15 protein-coding genes are annotated in these 17,769 nt (G+C 43.6%); 13 read left to right on the forward strand and 2 right to left on the reverse strand.

The window, feature by feature from the left end; genetic code table 11:
* Window positions 1–74 precede the first annotated feature (74 nt).
* From ald to thrC, 8 genes are all read left to right on the forward strand, one after another.
* A complete protein-coding gene (gene ald, locus ACZ5NG_RS00600; RefSeq protein WP_464252102.1) occupies window positions 75–1,196 on the forward strand; it encodes an alanine dehydrogenase in 1,122 nt (373 codons plus the stop codon).
* A 199-nt stretch (window positions 1,197–1,395) separates the two neighbouring features.
* Window positions 1,396–2,529 carry an alanine racemase gene (alr, locus tag ACZ5NG_RS00605; RefSeq protein WP_464252103.1) on the forward strand — a complete coding sequence of 378 codons (1,134 nt, stop codon included), beginning with the start codon at window positions 1,396–1,398 and terminating at the stop codon, window positions 2,527–2,529.
* Window positions 2,530–2,613: 84 nt separating this feature from the next.
* Window positions 2,614–3,198 (forward strand): ANTAR domain-containing response regulator, encoded by a 585-nt coding sequence (locus tag ACZ5NG_RS00610; protein ID WP_464252104.1) that lies wholly within the window; start codon window positions 2,614–2,616, stop codon window positions 3,196–3,198.
* A gap of 31 nt (window positions 3,199–3,229) precedes the next feature.
* Window positions 3,230–3,679 (forward strand): universal stress protein, encoded by a 450-nt coding sequence (locus tag ACZ5NG_RS00615; protein WP_464252105.1) that lies wholly within the window; start codon window positions 3,230–3,232, stop codon window positions 3,677–3,679.
* 72 nt (window positions 3,680–3,751) lie between these two features.
* Window positions 3,752–4,495 carry a metallophosphoesterase gene (locus tag ACZ5NG_RS00620; protein ID WP_464252106.1) on the forward strand — a complete coding sequence of 248 codons (744 nt, stop codon included), beginning with the start codon at window positions 3,752–3,754 and terminating at the stop codon, window positions 4,493–4,495.
* 188 nt (window positions 4,496–4,683) lie between these two features.
* Window positions 4,684–5,115 carry an OsmC family protein gene (locus ACZ5NG_RS00625; RefSeq protein WP_464252107.1) on the forward strand — a complete coding sequence of 144 codons (432 nt, stop codon included), beginning with the start codon at window positions 4,684–4,686 and terminating at the stop codon, window positions 5,113–5,115.
* Window positions 5,084–5,359, forward strand: a complete 276-nt coding sequence (locus ACZ5NG_RS00630; RefSeq protein ID WP_464252108.1) for a GIY-YIG nuclease family protein — start codon at window positions 5,084–5,086, stop codon at window positions 5,357–5,359. Before ACZ5NG_RS00625 ends, ACZ5NG_RS00630 begins: the two co-directional genes overlap by 32 nt.
* A gap of 43 nt (window positions 5,360–5,402) precedes the next feature.
* A complete protein-coding gene (thrC, locus tag ACZ5NG_RS00635; RefSeq protein ID WP_464252109.1) occupies window positions 5,403–6,902 on the forward strand; it encodes a threonine synthase in 1,500 nt (499 codons plus the stop codon).
* Window positions 6,903–6,990: 88 nt separating this feature from the next.
* On the opposite strand, the gene ACZ5NG_RS00640 is transcribed toward thrC, so the two are convergent.
* Together ACZ5NG_RS00640 and ACZ5NG_RS00645 are read right to left on the reverse strand one after the other, a co-directional pair.
* Window positions 6,991–9,429, reverse strand: a complete 2,439-nt coding sequence (locus ACZ5NG_RS00640; RefSeq protein WP_464252110.1) for a [Fe-Fe] hydrogenase large subunit C-terminal domain-containing protein — start codon at window positions 9,427–9,429, stop codon at window positions 6,991–6,993.
* 72 nt (window positions 9,430–9,501) lie between these two features.
* The gene (locus ACZ5NG_RS00645; protein WP_464252111.1) at window positions 9,502–11,535 is read right to left on the reverse strand and encodes a thioredoxin domain-containing protein; all 2,034 of its coding nucleotides are present in this window, start codon (window positions 11,533–11,535) and stop codon (window positions 9,502–9,504) included.
* Between the two features lie 214 nt (window positions 11,536–11,749).
* Between ACZ5NG_RS00645 and ACZ5NG_RS00650 the strand changes: the two genes are divergently transcribed.
* From ACZ5NG_RS00650 to deoC, 5 genes are all read left to right on the forward strand, one after another.
* Window positions 11,750–13,750 carry an oxidoreductase gene (locus ACZ5NG_RS00650; RefSeq protein ID WP_464252112.1) on the forward strand — a complete coding sequence of 667 codons (2,001 nt, stop codon included), beginning with the start codon at window positions 11,750–11,752 and terminating at the stop codon, window positions 13,748–13,750.
* A gap of 612 nt (window positions 13,751–14,362) precedes the next feature.
* Window positions 14,363–15,274 (forward strand): ABC transporter substrate-binding protein, encoded by a 912-nt coding sequence (locus ACZ5NG_RS00655; RefSeq protein ID WP_464252113.1) that lies wholly within the window; start codon window positions 14,363–14,365, stop codon window positions 15,272–15,274.
* Window positions 15,274–16,266, forward strand: a complete 993-nt coding sequence (locus ACZ5NG_RS00660; RefSeq protein WP_464252114.1) for a FecCD family ABC transporter permease — start codon at window positions 15,274–15,276, stop codon at window positions 16,264–16,266. The genes ACZ5NG_RS00655 and ACZ5NG_RS00660 overlap by 1 nt, the downstream gene beginning before the upstream one ends.
* Window positions 16,267–16,271: 5 nt before the next feature.
* Window positions 16,272–17,060: an ABC transporter ATP-binding protein gene (locus ACZ5NG_RS00665; protein WP_464252115.1), complete on the forward strand. Its 789-nt coding sequence runs from the start codon at window positions 16,272–16,274 to the stop codon at window positions 17,058–17,060.
* A 36-nt stretch (window positions 17,061–17,096) separates the two neighbouring features.
* The gene (gene deoC, locus ACZ5NG_RS00670) at window positions 17,097–17,768 is read left to right on the forward strand and encodes a deoxyribose-phosphate aldolase (RefSeq protein ID WP_464253082.1); all 672 of its coding nucleotides are present in this window, start codon (window positions 17,097–17,099) and stop codon (window positions 17,766–17,768) included.
* Window position 17,769: the final 1 nt, after the last annotated feature.

The following is a 17,769-nucleotide window of genomic DNA, read 5'->3' on the forward strand; positions in this document are numbered from 1 at the left end:
TTTTGGGCGAGCAATAAAATTTCCAATTCCATACACACACAAATTAAATTACAGTATGAGGAGGACTTAAGGACATGAAAATTGGTGTACCTAAGGAGATCAAAAACAACGAAAACCGTGTAGGAATGACACCCGCCGGTGTTCACGCTATGGTTAACCATGGCCACGAAGTATTTGTCGAAAAAGGCGCCGGATTGGGCAGCGGTATTACTGACGAAGAGTATATTGCTGTTGGTGCCAAAATTTTAGATACTCCCAAAGAGGTTTACGATATTGCAGACATGATCGTTAAAGTTAAGGAGCCGCTAGCGGAAGAATACGACTATTTTAAAGAAGGTCAAATTATTTTTACCTATTTACACCTTGCTGCGGAACCGGAGCTAACTAAGGCTATGCTGGAAAAGAAAGTTGTGGGTATTGCTTATGAAACAGTGCAATTAAGTGACAGATCCCTTCCGCTGTTAACACCGATGAGTGAAGTTGCCGGACGGATGTCAATCCAAGTAGGTGCTCAATTCTTAGAAAAGCCGAAAGGCGGTGCCGGCATTCTCTTAGGCGGTGTTCCGGGAGTTACGCCGGCAAAAGTGGTGATTCTCGGCGGCGGTGTAGTAGGAACTAACGCGGCCAAAATTGCCGTCGGTTTTGGTGCGGATGTAACGATTATTGATTTGAATGCTGCCCGTTTGCGTTACCTTGATGATATTTTTGGCGGACGGGTTAAAACACTGATGTCTAATTCTTATAACATTGCTGAATCGGTGAAGGAGGCCGATTTACTGGTAGGTTGTGTGCTGATTCCCGGAGCTAAAGCACCGCGCCTGGTAACTGAAGAAATGGTTAAAACCATGAAGCCCGGTTCTGTAATTGTAGACGTTGCCATTGACCAGGGCGGTAGCGTTGAGACAATGGATCGCATTACCAGCCATGATAATCCCACATTTGAGAAATTCGGTGTCATTCACTATTCCGTACCTAACATTCCGGGTGCTGTAGCTCGTACTTCAACCTTTGCCTTAACTAACGTTACTTTACCCTATGCATTAAAAATTGCCGACAAAGGTTATGTGCAGGCAGTTAAAGAAGATCCCGCCTTGGCTAAAGGAGTTAACATAGTTGACGGTCGTTGCACCTATAAAGCCGTAGCCGAAGCTCTTAATCTCGATTATACTCCGCTGGAAGAAGTACTGGTTGATTAAATAGTAAATAACCATTTCATTATCGGCGTGTCGAAAAAGGATTTTTTAGTAGTTAGCGACACGCCGATAAATTTTATATTACACCTGCCATAAGTAATGTTCCTGTAGCACACAAGTTTTCCTTTAATGCTGAAGGATTAATATACTTGTAATGAGAAATATTTATATAAGATCAATTAAAACGGAGCAGGTGATTTCAATGGTCGTTGATCCAATTTGGGCAGAAGTAGATCTTTCAGCTATTGCCCACAATGTAAGAGAAATCCGTAAAATAACAAATCCCAAAGCAAAGTTAATGGCGGTTGTCAAGGCTAACGCTTATGGACACGGTGCGGTATCTGTTGCTAAAGTGGCTTTGGCTAATGGGGCTGAACGCTTGGCTGTTGCCCGCTTAGGAGAGGCACTGGACTTGCGCAAACAAGGGATTGACTGCCCGATTTTGATTTTAGGCTATACACCGCCGGAACAGCTTGAAGAAGTGGTGGAAAATGACATTACCCAAACGGTTTTCAGTTTAGAGTTAGCCCAAGGGTTGAATGAAGCGGCTAAAAAAGTCGGTCGCAAGGCAAAAGTGCATATTAAAATTGACACCGGGATGGGCAGAATCGGCTTTGTTCCCGGCAGTGAGGCGCTGAAAGAAATTAAGGAAGTTGTCGCCTTGCCGTATTTGGAATGTGAAGGTATTTACACTCATTTTGCTAATGCGGACCGGAAAGATAAAAGCTATACGAAAATGCAGTTTTCCCGCTTTACTGATTTTATCAGCCAACTAAGCTCTGCCGGCATAAATTTTGCGATCCGGCATGCGGCAAACAGCGCGGCAATTATTGATCTTCCCGATAGCCATCTCGACATGGTGCGGGCCGGCATTATCATTTATGGCTTATATCCTTCTAATGAAGTAAATAAAGATAAAATAAAACTGAAGCCGGCGATGTCATTAAAAGCGCGGGTTGCTTATGTAAAAAAAGTGCCGCCGGGGACCTGTATCAGTTACGGCAGTATTTACCGTGCTGAAAAAGAAACGGTAATTGCCTCACTTCCTGTGGGATATGCCGACGGTTACACTCGTATGCTAACCGGTAGTGAGGTTTTAATTCACGGTCAGCGGGCACCGGTAGTAGGGCGGATATGTATGGATCAATGCATGATTAATGTTGAACATGTGGATAATGTTAAGCCCGGGGACGAAGTAGTTCTTTTTGGCAAACAACAGGGCAATGAAATACCGATCGAAGAAATAGCCGAAAAACTGGGGACTATTAATTACGAAATACCGTGCATGATAGCGGCAAGGGTTCCGCGGATATATACCAATACTTCAGAAACATAATCATCTATTTCAGTATGCTCATGCAACAAAGTTCTGCGGATATATACCCACACTTCAGAAATAAAATAGTACAGGGGTTTTAATATGGAGCGTAGGCGGATTGTTGCTGCAGAGAGCAGTGAGCAAGCACTGAAAAGATTAAAAGAAATGTTGCTTAGATTGGGTTATATTGTGGTAGGCGAAGCAACAGACGGAATGACGGTGTTAAAGCTGGCGCGAAGCATTCAACCGGATCTGGTAGTGCTTTATGCTCAATTGGCCGGCTTGGATGGCTTCAAGGTAGCCAAAATACTGGAAGAAGAAAAAGTTGCACCTTCCTTGGTCATCACCGCTCACGCAGACACTGATTTGTTGAATCAAGGGCTGGATTCGTTTTTCATATCTTTTATTGTCAAGCCAATCCGTGCTCAGCAATTGTTTACTGCGGTAGAGCAAACCTTGGCTAACTTTGAGCGCTTTAAAAGACTGGAAAGGCAGCTAAAAGACCTGGAAAAAACTTTAGCCGAAAGAAAAGCAATTGAACGGGCCAAGGCCATTTTAATGAATACACAAAACCTGTCTGAAAATGAAGCACACAGGGAACTGCAGCAGCTAAGCATGAAAAAGAGAAAAAACATGTTTGAAATTGCTACCGCGATCATTGCCGCTCATGAGTTAAACCGACATTAATACTTTTCTAGTTTTCGGAGAGGTAGAATCAGTGCAGCCGATTATTTTAATTACTGACGGTTCTAAAGCCGCCGTTAAAGCAGAACAAATTGCTTTTGACCTTGCCAAACAATATAATGTCAGTTTGAAGGCCGTCTATGTCATCAGTGCAGGTTGGGAAAGTCTAATTGGAGATGAATGGATCAATACTGAAAAAAACCGATTGCGTTTTTTTCAATGGCTGATTGATGGGCTAAACAAGCGGGCAAATGAAGTGTTGGAAGCGTTTAGCATGCGCGCCCAAAAAGCTGGCGTTAATTATGAAACGGAAATTGCCGGCGGCCAGGTGGAGAAGGTAATTATTGATTTATCCCGTCACTGCAAAGTATTAGTGCTGCCTCATCTAAAAGAAACTTTGCCTCGGGCTGAGGGAGGATTGAAATACTCCCTTAACCGGTTGATAAAAAACGTCAAATGTCCGATAGTAATCGGGGGCAGATAGTAATTTGGAATAAGTTGACAGCAAATGTACTTTGAGTTTATCATTAATAAAAATCCGGTTGGGGGGGTATTTATGAAATTATTTGCCATTAGCGATATTCATTTATCATTTAAGGAGCCGGTAGACCCCAACAACTGGGACGCTGTAGTTGACTATAAACCTATGGACAAGTGCAGCGAAGAATGGAAACAGCACTATAAAAGAATTTATTATAATTGGCATGACATAGTCGGTGAAGATGATGTAGTGCTTCTTCCCGGTGACATATCTTGGGCTACTAAGCTTCATGAAACCGTTCATGACCTGAATTTTTTAGGAATGCTTCCCGGTCAAATTATCGCCATCCAAGGGAATCATGATTACTGGTGGCAGGGTATATCCAAGGTAAGGAAAGCACTGCCGCCAAATATGCAGGCGGTGCAAAACGATCATGTTTTAGTAGATAATATTGCAATCTGTGGGACCAGGGGATGGGTGTGTCCCAATAACGGTATCGGCTTTACTGAACATGATGAAAAAATATATAAAAGAGAAATTATTAGACTGGAAAATTCTTTAAAGAGTGTCCGACAAGATGTGGACGAGATTATTGTGATGATGCATTATATGCCGACAAATGAAAAGCATGAACGCTCCGGCTTTATAGATGTATTAATAAAATACAATGTAAGTACCGTTGTATACGGACATTTACATTCCCGTGCCCAGCGCTTCAGATTGCCGGACACCGCATGGGGAATTAACTTTCATTTAGTTAGTGCAGATTATGTAAACTTTACACCGGTTTTAATAAGAGATACCAAATTAAAAAAGTAACTGCAGGCTGCAGCAGCAATGCTGCAGTTTTTATTGCCTTATCTTCAAGCCGGCAAGACTAAGCTTTAGGTGACATAGGGTTTGTAACCCGCCCTTTTTACCGGGTGCCCTTGTTGGATATTTGTCTGCATTGTATAATAATTAGATAAATCTTAATTATCGCAATTCAGAGAGGAAGGTGGATGAGGATGCCGAAAGTAAATGTCGAATGGGAAGGGAAATTGAAATTTTCAGCTACAGACGAATCAGGACATACCATTACAATGGATGCGCCGATTGGGGCCGGCGGTGACAATACCGCTCCGACACCGATGGCTTTAATTTTAATGTCAGTAGCAGGCTGTACCGGAATTGATATTGTTTCTATTCTCAATAAGATGAAAGTTGAGGTTGACAAGTTTGACATTACGGTAGAAGGGGAACGGGCCAGTGAACACCCCAAAGTATATACCGATGTTTGCTTGGTCTATCGGTTTAAAGGAAATAATATTCCGGCTGAAAAGGTAGAGCGGGCAATTAAACTTTCAGTAGACAAGTATTGTTCCGCACTGCATATGGTCAATAAAACGGCAAAGATAAACGTTTCATATGAAATCAACGGGCAAAAATACAACCTTTAAACCTTATTTTATTTATATGTTAAAATGCGCTGACGGATCCCTGTATACCGGTTATACCACCGACATATCACACCGGCTGCACGAGCACCAAAAGGGCAGAGGCAGTAAGTATGTACGTTCCCGCTTGCCGGTGAAGCTGGTGTATTATGAAGCATACAGCAGCAAAGAAGCAGCCATGAAAAGGGAGGCTGAGATAAAAAAACTGTCCCGACAGCAAAAACTAAAGCTGATTAACAATGATTAATATTGGGTTTTATATACGATATGAAAACATGGAGGATGAATAAATGCAGTACATAAGCACCCGAGGGCAGGCGGTGCCGGTTAGTGCGGCTGAAGCCATTAAGCAGGGCATTGCTTCAGACGGAGGATTGTTCGTACCCGAAAAATTTAGCGCCGTTTCTTTAGAACAGCTGCATCAATTTGTTAATTTAAGTTATCCGCAGTTAGCCAAGGAGATATTGGGCTGTTATCTTACCGATTTTACTGCAGACGAATTAATGCAGTGCATAACCGGAGCCTATGGCGGTAATAAGTTTGCACATCACGAAATAGCACCGACCTACTCGATAAATCAAGATTTGCATGTGTTGGAATTGTGGCACGGGCCAACCTGTGCTTTTAAAGATATGGCTTTGCAGATGTTACCTCATCTGCTGGTAAAAGCGGCGAAAAAAACCGGAGAAGATAAAGAAATAGTAATCTTGGTAGCTACATCCGGTGATACCGGAAAGGCGGCCCTGGAAGGCTTTAAAAATGTAGACGGTACGCAAGTGATTGTGTTTTTTCCCGCTCATGGCGTGAGTGAAGTGCAGCGGTTGCAGATGGTCACTCAAGAGGGCAATAACCTTCATGTGGTTGCGGTGGAGGGCAACTTTGACGACTGTCAAACAGGCGTAAAGCAGGTTTTTGGTGACCGGGATTTCAATCACAGGGTTAACGCCGCCGGCTATTGTTTATCCTCGGCAAATTCTATTAACTGGGGCCGACTGGTGCCGCAAATAGTTTATTATTTTTATTCCTATCTGGCACTGTTAAGAACCGGGCAAATTGCATTAGGGGAACAAATAAATTTTGTTGTACCTACCGGAAACTTTGGCAACATTTTGGCCGGTTATTATGCCAAATTAATGGGTTTGCCCGTTAACCGCCTGATATGTGCCTCTAACGCCAACAATGTGTTAACAGAATTTATTAATACCGGCAGATATGACGCACAGCGTGATTTCTTAAAGACCCTGTCGCCTTCGATGGACATTTTGATCTCCAGCAATTTAGAACGGCTGTTGTTTGAACTTACCGGACGTAAGCCGGCGAAAGTAAACGATTGGATGACTCAATTGAAACAGGCCGGCAGCTATCAAGTGGATGAAAATGTGAAAGAGCAGGTGCAGCAGTTATTTTGGTCGGATTATGCTTCTGATCAAGAGACCTTGGAAACCATCAGCAAGGTGTGGCAACAGTATCGTTACTTAGTTGATCCTCATACGGCGGTAGCATTTAAAGTTTATCAAAAATACCGAGAACTTACTGCCGATAGCACCAAAACGGTAATTTTGTCTACAGCCAGCCCGTTTAAATTTAATGCCAGTGTGGCTCAGGCCGTTTTGAAGGCCGAAGCGGTGAGCGGCAAGAGTGAGTTTCAATTGTTGGATATTTTAGCCCAACAAACCGGCTGGTCGGTGCCGGCGCCTTTAAAAGGATTAAATGCCAAGCCTGTTCTTCATCATCGTATTACTCCGACCTCAAAAATTCGTACCGCCGTTGCGGAAATATTAAAGCTTTAGGTAAATAAAAGGAGGCATCCTTTACTACCGTCAACCGCCTTAGGTAGTGAGCGATGCCCCTTTCTTTTTTAGCAAATGAAAACCGCCGTTATGTATGCAGTTCTTTAACACATTTAATAAATTCTTCAACTAATAAAGGGTCAAATTGTGTGCCTGCGTTTCTTTTTAACTCTAAAACCGCTTCTTCATAGGTTAATGCTTCCTTGTAAGGACGTTCAGTGGTCATGGCATCGAAACTGTCAGCAATTGCTGCTATCCGCCCTAATAGGGGTATGTCCTCTCCCTTCAGTCCCCGGGGGTAGCCTTTACCGTCATAGCGTTCATGGTGATAAAGAATCACCGGAATGGCTTTTTCTAAAGAAGGTATATTGCGAACAATATCGGCGCCGGTTAACGGGTGCTGCTTGATAAGTTCATATTCTTTTTCGGTTAACTTACCCGGCTTAAGTAAAATTGACATGTCAATTTTAATTTTGCCGATATCATGTAAAAAGGCACCGTATCTTAAAAATTTAATATCTTCTTCCGGCATACCTAAATGTTTGGCCAATGTCTCTGAATAATAGACAACCCTTTCAGAATGCTTGAAAGTGTAATGATCCTTGGCATTGATCACAATATTTAATGTTTTGATGGTGCTAATGGCGCTGTTATCTTCATCCGGGAAGATTTCATCGAGAACACTGGAATAAAGCACTGCATTGTTCTTAGTTCTTTTAGCGCTGTATAAAGCGTAATCCGCTTGACGCAACAGGTCATCCCGGTTAACGGCATTGGTTGGAAAACAGGAAATGCCGACTGAAACCGTTAATTGAATGCTTGCATTCGAATTACTTAACAAGGAAAAAGCGTGGTTTTGTATTTGGTTAACAAACCCTTTAGCTATTTCATAAGCTTTTTGGGGGGCGGTTTGCGGCAAAATAATGGCGAACTCTTCCCCGCCGTAGCGGGAAACAAAACCGTCTTTAAAGTAATTGCGCATTAGTACGGCAATATCGTAGAGAACTTTATCGCCGTTTTGATGCCCGTGTAAATCATTTACCAGTTTAAAATTATCTATATCAACGATTAATAAAGCAAAATTTTGGTTATTTAACTTGCCGGTTTCAATTTGCTTATTGAGTTCTTCCTGAAACCTTCGGTGATTATATAAGCCTGTTAAACTGTCGGTAGCCGCTTTGTGTTCTAAAGTTCTGCTGAACATCATTAATGTGGCAATGCTGGTATAAGAATCCTTATACTGCTTTAATAAGAAGGGCAGACACATTTGAATTTCCGCTTTGCCGTTTAAGACGGCAATTGCTTTATCCCAGCAGGAATTGTAACCGCAGGCGCCGCAGTTTAATAAGTCCTTTTTAGTGTACTTGCCGGTTTGATTTAGCACTTCCCAAATTTGCTCCTGCCTATAAATTTTTTTAGTGCGCTGTTTGCTGACAAATGTGCGGCGGGTATCTAAATCGGGATACAAAGCGGCAAAGTATTGCGGCTTAACCTTGACTTCTTCTTTTATATAGTTAACTACTTTTTTTGTTTTGTTAAAACAAAGCTCATTATTGGCTATTTTTGGGCCGTTGATACAACCGTCACAGCATAACAAATCCAATATTACCGGAGATAAGGAACCGCAGGAGACCGAACGCAGAATGCTTTTGCATTTTGCCGGGCCGTTGGCTTCGATTACTTTAAGAGAAGCAACATCTTGGCGCAGGCCCATGGTTTTTAGCAGTCCTCCGGCTAACGGAAACAGTCTGGCCAGGTATGCTCCGGGAGAATCCCATTTGTCCTCAGGTAATTTTGCGGGGATTATTTTTTTATAATTAAGCCACTGTTTAAGCTGTTCAAAAGTGATTACCGCATCAATATAGTTTCCGGCATTCCCTGCGATTGCTTCTGCCTTTTTAGAAATACAGGGGCCGATAAACACAGTTTTACAGTTGGGATGTTCTTTTTTCGCCACCTGCCCGGTGATCATCATCGGGGATTGGATTGGAGCCAGACAGTTAGTTAAATTGGGAAAATGCTTTTCTACCAGTAACACCACTGATGGGCAGGGAGTGGATATTATTGTCCTTTTCTGCCGATGTTTAAGTAATTTTAAATACTCATTTGCACATATTTCCGCCCCAAAGGCGGCTTCATAAACGTACGCAAAGCCCAACTTTTTTAATGCGCTGATGAGCTGATGGGGCCGGCAATTGAAAGAGGCAACAAAGGAGGGTGCGACAATGGCTGTTAATTCTTCACCCTTTGCTAACCAATCCATTATTTTCGGAGTGTCATTATGCAGTATTTTAGCGCCTTGTGAGCACACCTTAACACAATTGCCGCATAAAATGCAGTCTTGTTTGCTGATAGTCACTTTGCCGTTTTGAAATGAAACTGCATTTACCGGGCATGCGCGCACACAGGCATAACAATTTCGACATAAGCTGCTGTCTGTAAAAAGTATTTCCATAATCGGATCCGCCACCATTGGAATAAAATTTAAAGCTTCTAAATATTTGATTATTCTATATTTTTTTAACAATCCCTTTGTGAAAACTTTACTTTTCGTCTATTATAATTGAAAAAATATACCCCGGAAAAAGGGGTATGAGATTTAAGTTAATGCCGCTTCAAATTTATGGACATCGATAATTGGCTCTTGGCAGGCAAAGTTCTTGCAGATATATGCTGTAGATTTGCCCTTTACCGCATTGCGGCCTTTTAAGAGGGGCAAATCAGGGTAATTACCGCTATTGGGCCGGTATAGCAGCGTTGCTTCCGGTAAAAACTTGGTTTGTGCAGCTTTTATCATTTGTTTGGTTTCCGGGTTTTTCTCATCGCCGACAATGACTATTTCTAAAGGTGATTGCAGGAAAAGCAGTCCGGCCGTGATAAAGAAAGTATATCCCCGGGGATGCAGGCGGATATCTCCGGAAAAAGCGTTGAGTTGCTTTTCGCTGTATTCTTCCAGCATTTTATCACCCGTTAAGCGCGCGAGGCGGATTAGGTTATAAGCCGCTACTGAATTACCGGATGGGATGGCTCCGTCATACACCTCTTTGGGGCGGGCAATTAATTGTTCTTGGTCACGACCGTAAAAGAAAAATCCGCTTTGTTTTTGATCCCAAAACAGGTCGATCATATCGGCATTTAAACTCAGGGCCCTTTCCAGGTATTGATAATCAAAGGTGGCGTTGTACAACTCCAAAAGACCCCAAATGATAAAAGCGTAATCATCAAGGTAAGCGAGATAGGCGGCTTCACCATCCCGGTAGCGGGCTAAGAGCCGGCCTGTTTTAGTGCGCAGATTGTTGTTAATAAAAGCAGCCCCTTTAACCGCTGCATTTAAGTAGCGGGGTTCCTGCAGTACTTGCGCACCTTTGGCGAAGGCGGCAATCATTAAGCCGTTCCAAGCAGTAAGTATTTTATCGTCTTTGCCCGGGTGAATGCGCTTTTGGCGGTATTCAAATAATTTCGGCCGGCATTTTTGCTTTAATATTTCTAATTCATCGGCTACGAGATCTGTTTTAATCAAATTGGGGATACTTTTGCCGGCAAAGTTTCCCTGGCTGGTGATATTGTACAACCGGCAGTATTCATTGCCCTCTTTTTCACCCAGTACTTTAATGACCTCCTCCGGTGTCCAAAGATAAAATTTACCTTCCTCACCTTCCGAGTCCGCATCTTCCGCGGAATAAAAGCCGCCTTCCGGGGCGGTCATATCCCGCAACACATAGTCAAAAATACCTTCCGCCACTTCTCTGTAAAGTTTTGTTTTGGTGATTTGATAGGCTTCTAAGTAGGTCATCGCCAGCATGGCGTTATCATACAGCATTTTTTCAAAATGAGGAACCAGCCATTGATGATCGACTGAGTAGCGGGAAAAGCCAAACCCGATGTGATCGTAAATGCCGCCGCGGTACATCCCTTCTAAAGTTTTCTCCACCATGTCAAGAGCGGTTTTTTCTTGGTGTAATTTGTAATAGCGCATTAAAAACAGCAGGTTATGGGCGGAAGGAAATTTGGGCGCATGGCCAAAGCCGCCATAAGCGGCATCAAAACTGTTTTTTAATTGCCGGTAGGCAGTGTGAACAATATCGGCATTAAACTTATCAGGTTGGGGTTGTTCCAGCTCTTGTAATGCTTGTTTAATTTGTTGGGCGATAGCGGTAAGGGATCTTTTGTCCTTGTGCCATTTTTGTTGCACAGCCTGTAAGATATCCATTAAGCCGGGCATTCCGCCTTGGGCGTACTTGGGAAAATAGGTGCCGGCAAAAAACGGCACCTTGTCCGGTGTCATGATCAGGGTTAAGGGCCAGCCGCCATGACCGGTGATAGATTGGCATACCGACATGTAAATATGATCCACATCAGGGCGCTCTTCCCGGTCAACTTTAACGGATACATAGTGCTTATTTAAAATCTCCGCAATCTCTTCATCCTCAAAACACTCATGAGCCATCACGTGACACCAATGACAGGTAGAATAGCCGATGGAGAGAAATACCGGCTTGTCTTCCGCGGCGGCTTTGGCAAAGGCCTCGTCACCCCAGGGGTACCAATCTACCGGGTTATAGGCGTGCTGTAATAAATAAGGTGATTTTTCATATATCAGGCGATTAGGTGCTCTATTGCCGGTGCCGGTCATGCTATCACTCTCCTTTGTAAATATAATGGATTAGTATTCCCCTAAAAATAAGCGGATACTACGGTGAGAGGAGAATATAGTGTCTTTTTACGGGCAGTGAAAACAAAACCGGTAAGGCCTTGGGTTTGCCGTTGGCGTATAAGATCTCACCTTCTGAATAACAATAATCACTATAAAAATCACAATTAACGCAGCCGCAGAAGGGAGATTTGTAATGGCAAGAGATATTCTGTTTGAACCCTTTAAAATTGGCCAACTGGAAATTAAGAACAGAATTGCTATGGCGCCGATGGGGGCCTTTAGGCTGGTGGACAACGAATGCTGCTTTAACCAGCGGGCCATTGACTACTACGTGGAACGGGCAAAGGGAGGCGTTGGTCTCATAATCACCAGTGTAACTAAGGTTGAAAACGAGCTGGATAAAATTAAAACAGGCATAATTCCGATAGTGTCGATAAATCCGGAAAGATTTGCATTAACTGCTGCCGAAATGACAGAGCGCTGTCATGCCTACGGTGCGAAAATATTTCTGCAGTTATCCTTGGGATTTGGCAGAAGCGGAGCACCGGCATTGCTGGATGCGCCGCCGGTATCGGCTTCAGCTATTCCGAATTATTGGGATCCGACAATTTCATGCCGGGAGCTGACCACAAAAGAGGTTGAGTGGTTGGTGAAAAAAACCGCAGAAGCGGCAGCCCTGGCAAAACATGCAGGGTTTGACGGTGTGGAAATACATGCCGTTCACGAAGGCTATTTGCTGGATCAGTTTACATTGTCCATATTTAACAGGCGAACCGATAAATATGGCGGTGACTTAAGGGGAAGGCTGACGCTGCCGTGCGAAATAGTAAAAGAAATTAAAAAGGTTGCCGGGCAGGATTATCCGGTAATTTTAAGATACAGTGTAAAGAGCTGCATTAAAGACTGGCGGGAAGGCGGGCTTCCCGGGGAAGAATATGAAGAAAAAGGACGGGACATAGCAGAGGGCTTAGAGGCGGCCAAAATACTGCAGGAAGCCGGATACGACGCCTTTGATGCAGATGCCGGCTCATATGACGCCTGGTATTGGGCACATCCTCCGGTATATCTTGAACACGGCTGTTATCTGGAGCTGGCCGAAGAGTTGAAAAAGGTAGTGACTGTACCGGTGATCGTTGCCGGAAAGATGGACATACCGGAGTTGGCGGAAAAAGCCCTGCAAAATAAGCAGGCTGACATGATTTCTCTGGGAAGAGGACTGCTTACTGATCCCTACTGGCCGAAAAAGGTAATGGCCGGCAAAGAAGAGAGTATCCGCCCGTGTATCGGATGTCATTTGGGCTGCTTGGGCAGAGGCTTTGAAGGCAGGCCTTTATCCTGTGCGGTTAACCCGGAGGCAGGCAGAGAAAGTTTTTATAAGATAAGGCCCGCCGCTGTTTCCAAGAATGTGCTGATTGTCGGTGGCGGCCCGGGCGGAATGGAGGCGGCAAGAGTAGCCGCTTTGAGAGGTCATAATGTAACCCTTTATGAAAGCAGAGATCAACTTGGGGGTAACTTTATAGCGGCGGCAGTGCCGGATTTCAAGTATGATGATAAAAGGCTGATCGAGTGGTACAAGAATGAAATGAAAGAGTTAAAAATCGATGTTCATTTAAATACCACCGTTGATGAGTGGCTGATCGCAGAAAAGAATCCGGATGTTGTGATTATTGCAACGGGCTCAAAAGAAAAGAAATTAGATGTACCCGGTATTGATCATCCTAAGGTAGCCACCGCCGTTGAGTTGCTGTACGGCTTAAAGAGTGCCGGGCAAAAGGTGCTTATGATCGGTGGCGGGCTGGTAGGCTGTGAAACCGCTCTGTATCTTGCCAAGCAGGGTAAAAGCGTGACTATTGTGGAAACAATGAATGAATTAATGAGCACGGGCCATCCGGTTCCACATATGAACAGGGCGATGCTGATTGATCTGTTAAAGTATCATAAGGTCAAGGTTATTACCAACCATGCCCTGCTGGAAGTAACAGATGATGGGGCGGTAATTATTGATAAAAATTTCCAGAGACAATCGGTGCCTGCAGATACCGTTGCCATTGCGGTGGGCTTTGAATCTAACAGAGAGTTATACGACAAACTGCGCGGCAAGATAGTTGACTTATATGTAATCGGTGATGCGCTACAAGCTTCTAATGTAATGCATGCAATTTGGAGTGCCTATGAAGTGGCGTTGAATATTTAAAAGGGAGAAAATGGGAAAAGCAAGAGAGGCGCTAACTGCTATATGGAAGGTTAGCGTCTTTGTTTTGTTCCATATTGTTTTTCAGCCGGCTGGACTAAACCCGTTTTCGTAAAAGTAATGTTGTTTACAGCCGCCAAGGCATTTACCTACGTAAAGAAAACTTATCTTCCGGCAAGCCCAAAGGGCGCAGGCGGAAGATATAGTTTTCTTATACTATCTTCATTAAATTATGATAGTTAAGATGGTACAAACACGCCGGCCCATATAAATGGACGAGCTCCGCCGCCTCCGGGCGCCTGGCGGCCGTGTACTTTCATCCTAAATTTTTAATCAGATGAAAGTGAACTCGCTTGCGCTCAAACAGTCCTCGGCGCTAATCCTCCGTTAGCAATGCCCTTTGAATTGCCGGCTATCGTTTGCCAAGGTCAAATAACCTTGGCGCCACAAGTAACGTTTGCATTTATGGAAACGGCGGCATGCTTTCTGGCATTGCTTGGCTTATCAGCTTGCCCTTACTCATTGCCGCCGGCAGCAGGAAAAGGGATTGCACGGCTAAAATTAATAGACTATATTTAAGAAGAGAATACCTAAACAAGGAGATGTTTAAAAGAGATGCTTAAACTGAAAAGGGGTCTTGGGGTTATTTTTTTTCTGTTACTGGTGTCTTTTTCTTTAATGGCATGTACTCACTCTGAAGAACAAGTTAACGAGTCTAATTATCAAATAAAAGATTTTTTAGGACGGGAAGTAACAATTGCCAATGAACCCCAAAGAATTGTTTCTTTATCTCCCAGCACAACGGAATTAATTTATGCCTTAGGAGTCGGTGACAGAGTTGTTGGGGTAACGGATTACGATGATTACCCCCCGGAGGTAAAGGAACTAGCCAAGGTAGGGGATTTTTCCGGTCCCAATGTTGAAGCGATAGTGGCGCAAAAACCGGATTTAATTCTTGCTTCTAGCGTATCCGGTACTGAAGAAATGGAGGCTTTACAAAAGCAGGGCATACCGGTTTTGATGCTGGAAGCGAAAAATATTAACCAGATTTATCAGTCGTTAGAAATACTGGGCGAATTAACCGGTACGGAGCAAAAAGCGGCGGAAATTATCGCGGAAATGAAAAACAAAATAAATGAGATACATAATAAAGTAAAGGATTTGCCCAAAGTAGATGTTTTTTATTTGGTAGATGTTAACGGCAACTGGACGGCAGGCAAGGGTACTTTTATAGATGAGCTGCTAAAGCTGGCTCAAGGAAATAACTTGGCCGGTGATGTGGACGGTTGGGTACAGTACAGCATAGAAAGGTTAGTAGAGCAAAATCCGGAGGTAATAATTGCTCCTCCTCATGCCGGTGATCTACACAACTTAAAAAACATGCCCGGTTATAAGGAAACCAAGGCTGTAAAAAATGATCGGGTATTCATTATTAGCGATGATAATATTATCAGCAGGGGTTCAAACCGCATAGTTATCGGCTTGGAGGAAATTGCCAAGTTTTTACACCCGGAGGCCTTTAAATAGTGAGCTTTAAATACAGTGCCTGTTTTCTTTCCGTTGCCGTCTTGTTAATAATTGCCATGCTCTCTGTATCGCTGGGTGCGGTGCAAATTCCCTTAAAAGATATTGTCAATATTTTGCTTGGCGGGGAAAGTGATCCCGAGAAAGAGGCAATCATTTTGACTTTGAGGCTGCCCAGGGTAGTAGAGGCGGCATTGGTGGGCATGGGCTTATCAGTGGTCGGAGCCTTTTACCAAGGGCTGTTCAGAAACCCAATGGCCGATCCTTATGTTTTAGGGGTGTCCTCAGGAGCGGCATTGGGAGCGACAATTGCCATTATTTTAGGGTTGGGAATTTTTGGCTTAGGAGTATTGTCTTTTATCTCCGCCCTGCTTACCATTTGGGTGGTTTATACCATTTCCGGAACCGGTCATAAAGTTTCCATTACTACCATGCTGCTGGCCGGCATAGCCATTAGCGCTTTTATTTCCGCATTTATATCTTTATTAATGCTGTTAAATCATCAGGAACTGGCCAACATAGTCTTTTGGACGATGGGGGGATTCGGGCTTGCTACTTGGCAAGAAATAAAAATTTCCGCGCCGGTGATAATTTTCGGCTCGCTGCTGCTATATACTTATTCTCGGGATCTTAATGTAATTATGACCGGCGAGGAAGCGGCGGAGCATTTGGGCGTAAACACTGAAAAAGCAAAGAAAGTCATTTTGGCGGCCGGCGCGCTTGTTACCGCTGCCGCAGTTTCGGTGGGCGGAATTATCGGCTTTGTGGGCTTGATTATTCCGCATATCTGCAGATTGATTGTCGGCCCGGATAACCGCGTTTTGGTTCCCTTCAGTGCCGCCTTCGGTGCCGCCTTTTTAATCATTGCCGATACTTTGGCCAGAATAGCGTTAAAGCCAATAGAAATACCGGTGGGGATCATCACCGCCGTTTTTGGCGGACCCTTTTTCATTTATCTGTTAATCAAAAATAAAAAGAAGAGTGAAAGCATGTGATCTAGATGACACTTTTAAAAATAAATCAGCTTTATGCAGGTTACGGAAGCAGAGAGGTGCTAAAAGGAATTAATTTAGAACTGCCGGCCGGTAAGTTTGTCGGTATTATCGGTGCTAACGGCAGCGGCAAAACCACTTTACTAAAAAGTATTTCCGGCTACTTAAAGCCGTTTAAAGGCGAGGTTTTGATTAACGGTGAAGATGTCCATAAGCTGAGCAATGGGCAAAGGGCACGACTTATCGGCTACTTGCCCCAAATAAACAGCAACGGATTTGCTTTTAAATGCTATGATATTGTAATGATGGGCCGCTTTCCTTACTTAAAAAGGTTTCAAAGAGAGGGAAAGCAAGATCGGGAAATTGTCAAAGAGACAATGATTACTACTGGCACTTGGTGCTTTAGGGACAGAACGATAACTGAACTTAGCGGCGGAGAAAGGCAAAGAGTTTACATTGCCCGCTTACTGGCACAAAAGCCGAAAATTATACTGATGGACGAGCCGATAACTTATTTGGATATCAAGTACCAAATTGAAATTTTAGAGTTGTTAAGGGGTTTAAGTAAAAAAGGCATTTTAGTGATTGTTGTACTGCACGACATCAATTTGGCCTCTCAATTTTGTGAAGAAATAATAATGTTGCGCAACGGCCGGCTTGTGTGCCGGGGCAAACCGGAAAATGTATTGACCGCGGAAAATACTAAAAAAGTGTTTTCCGTTGATGTGCATGTAGTCGATAACCCGTTTACGGCAAAACCATATATTGTGGCTAAAACTAAGAATGATTACGGGTAGAAATGTTATACCTTTAGGAAGGGTTGAATGATGAAGATAAACAAATCAATGCTGGCCAAAATGATTGACCATACCTTGTTAAAGGCTACGGCTACCGAAGGGGAAATTGTTAAGCTTTGTGCTGAAGCTGATAAATACGGCTTTGCTTCCGTTTGCGTAAATCCTTGGTTTGTGCCTTTGGCTTACCGACATTTAAAGCAAACGGAAGTAAAAGTATGTACCGTGGTTGGTTTTCCGCTAGGGGCTACCACTACCGCCACCAAAGTTCATGAAGCGGTAGAGGCAGTAAAAAACGGTGCCCACGAAATTGATATGGTAATTAATTTGGGCATGCTTAAAAGCGGGTGCCGGGAGCAAGTGCTGGATGATATTAAAGCGGTGGTAGACGCCACATCACAACAAAATCCGGCGGTCATTGTCAAAGTAATTATTGAAACCTGTTATCTCAATCGGGAAGAAAAGATACTGGCCTGTCAATTAGCGCTTAAAGCGGGAGCCCACTTTGTAAAAACCAGTACCGGTTTTGGCACCGCTGGGGCGGTGGTAGAAGACGTTAAATTAATGCGGGAAACAGTCGGAACACAGATGGGGGTTAAAGCTGCCGGGGGGATTAAAACGGCTGAAGATGCGCTTAAGTTAATTAATGCCGGTGCCAACCGACTGGGAGCCAGTGCCGGAGTAAAAATTATAAACGGCTTTCAAGAGTAAA

It is taken from the genome of Desulfovectis peckii (assembly GCF_055391705.1).

Bases quoted from the DNA above. Each gene is read 5' to 3' on its own strand.
- ACZ5NG_RS00610 (WP_464252104.1), top strand. From the start codon at position 2,614: ATGGAGCGTAGGCGGATTGTTGCTGCAGAGAGCAGTGAGCAAGCACTG.
- ald (WP_464252102.1), top strand. From the start codon at position 75: ATGAAAATTGGTGTACCTAAGGAGATCAAAAACAACGAAAACCGTGTA.
- ACZ5NG_RS00645 (WP_464252111.1), bottom strand. From the start codon at position 11,535: ATGACCGGCACCGGCAATAGAGCACCTAATCGCCTGATATATGAAAAA.
- ACZ5NG_RS00620 (WP_464252106.1), top strand. From the start codon at position 3,752: ATGAAATTATTTGCCATTAGCGATATTCATTTATCATTTAAGGAGCCG.
- ACZ5NG_RS00630 (WP_464252108.1), top strand. From the start codon at position 5,084: ATGAAATCAACGGGCAAAAATACAACCTTTAAACCTTATTTTATTTAT.
- ACZ5NG_RS00665 (WP_464252115.1), top strand. From the start codon at position 16,272: ATGACACTTTTAAAAATAAATCAGCTTTATGCAGGTTACGGAAGCAGA.
- ACZ5NG_RS00655 (WP_464252113.1), top strand. From the start codon at position 14,363: ATGCTTAAACTGAAAAGGGGTCTTGGGGTTATTTTTTTTCTGTTACTG.
- ACZ5NG_RS00650 (WP_464252112.1), top strand. From the start codon at position 11,750: ATGGCAAGAGATATTCTGTTTGAACCCTTTAAAATTGGCCAACTGGAA.
- ACZ5NG_RS00625 (WP_464252107.1), top strand. From the start codon at position 4,684: ATGCCGAAAGTAAATGTCGAATGGGAAGGGAAATTGAAATTTTCAGCT.
- thrC (WP_464252109.1), top strand. From the start codon at position 5,403: ATGCAGTACATAAGCACCCGAGGGCAGGCGGTGCCGGTTAGTGCGGCT.
- alr (WP_464252103.1), top strand. From the start codon at position 1,396: ATGGTCGTTGATCCAATTTGGGCAGAAGTAGATCTTTCAGCTATTGCC.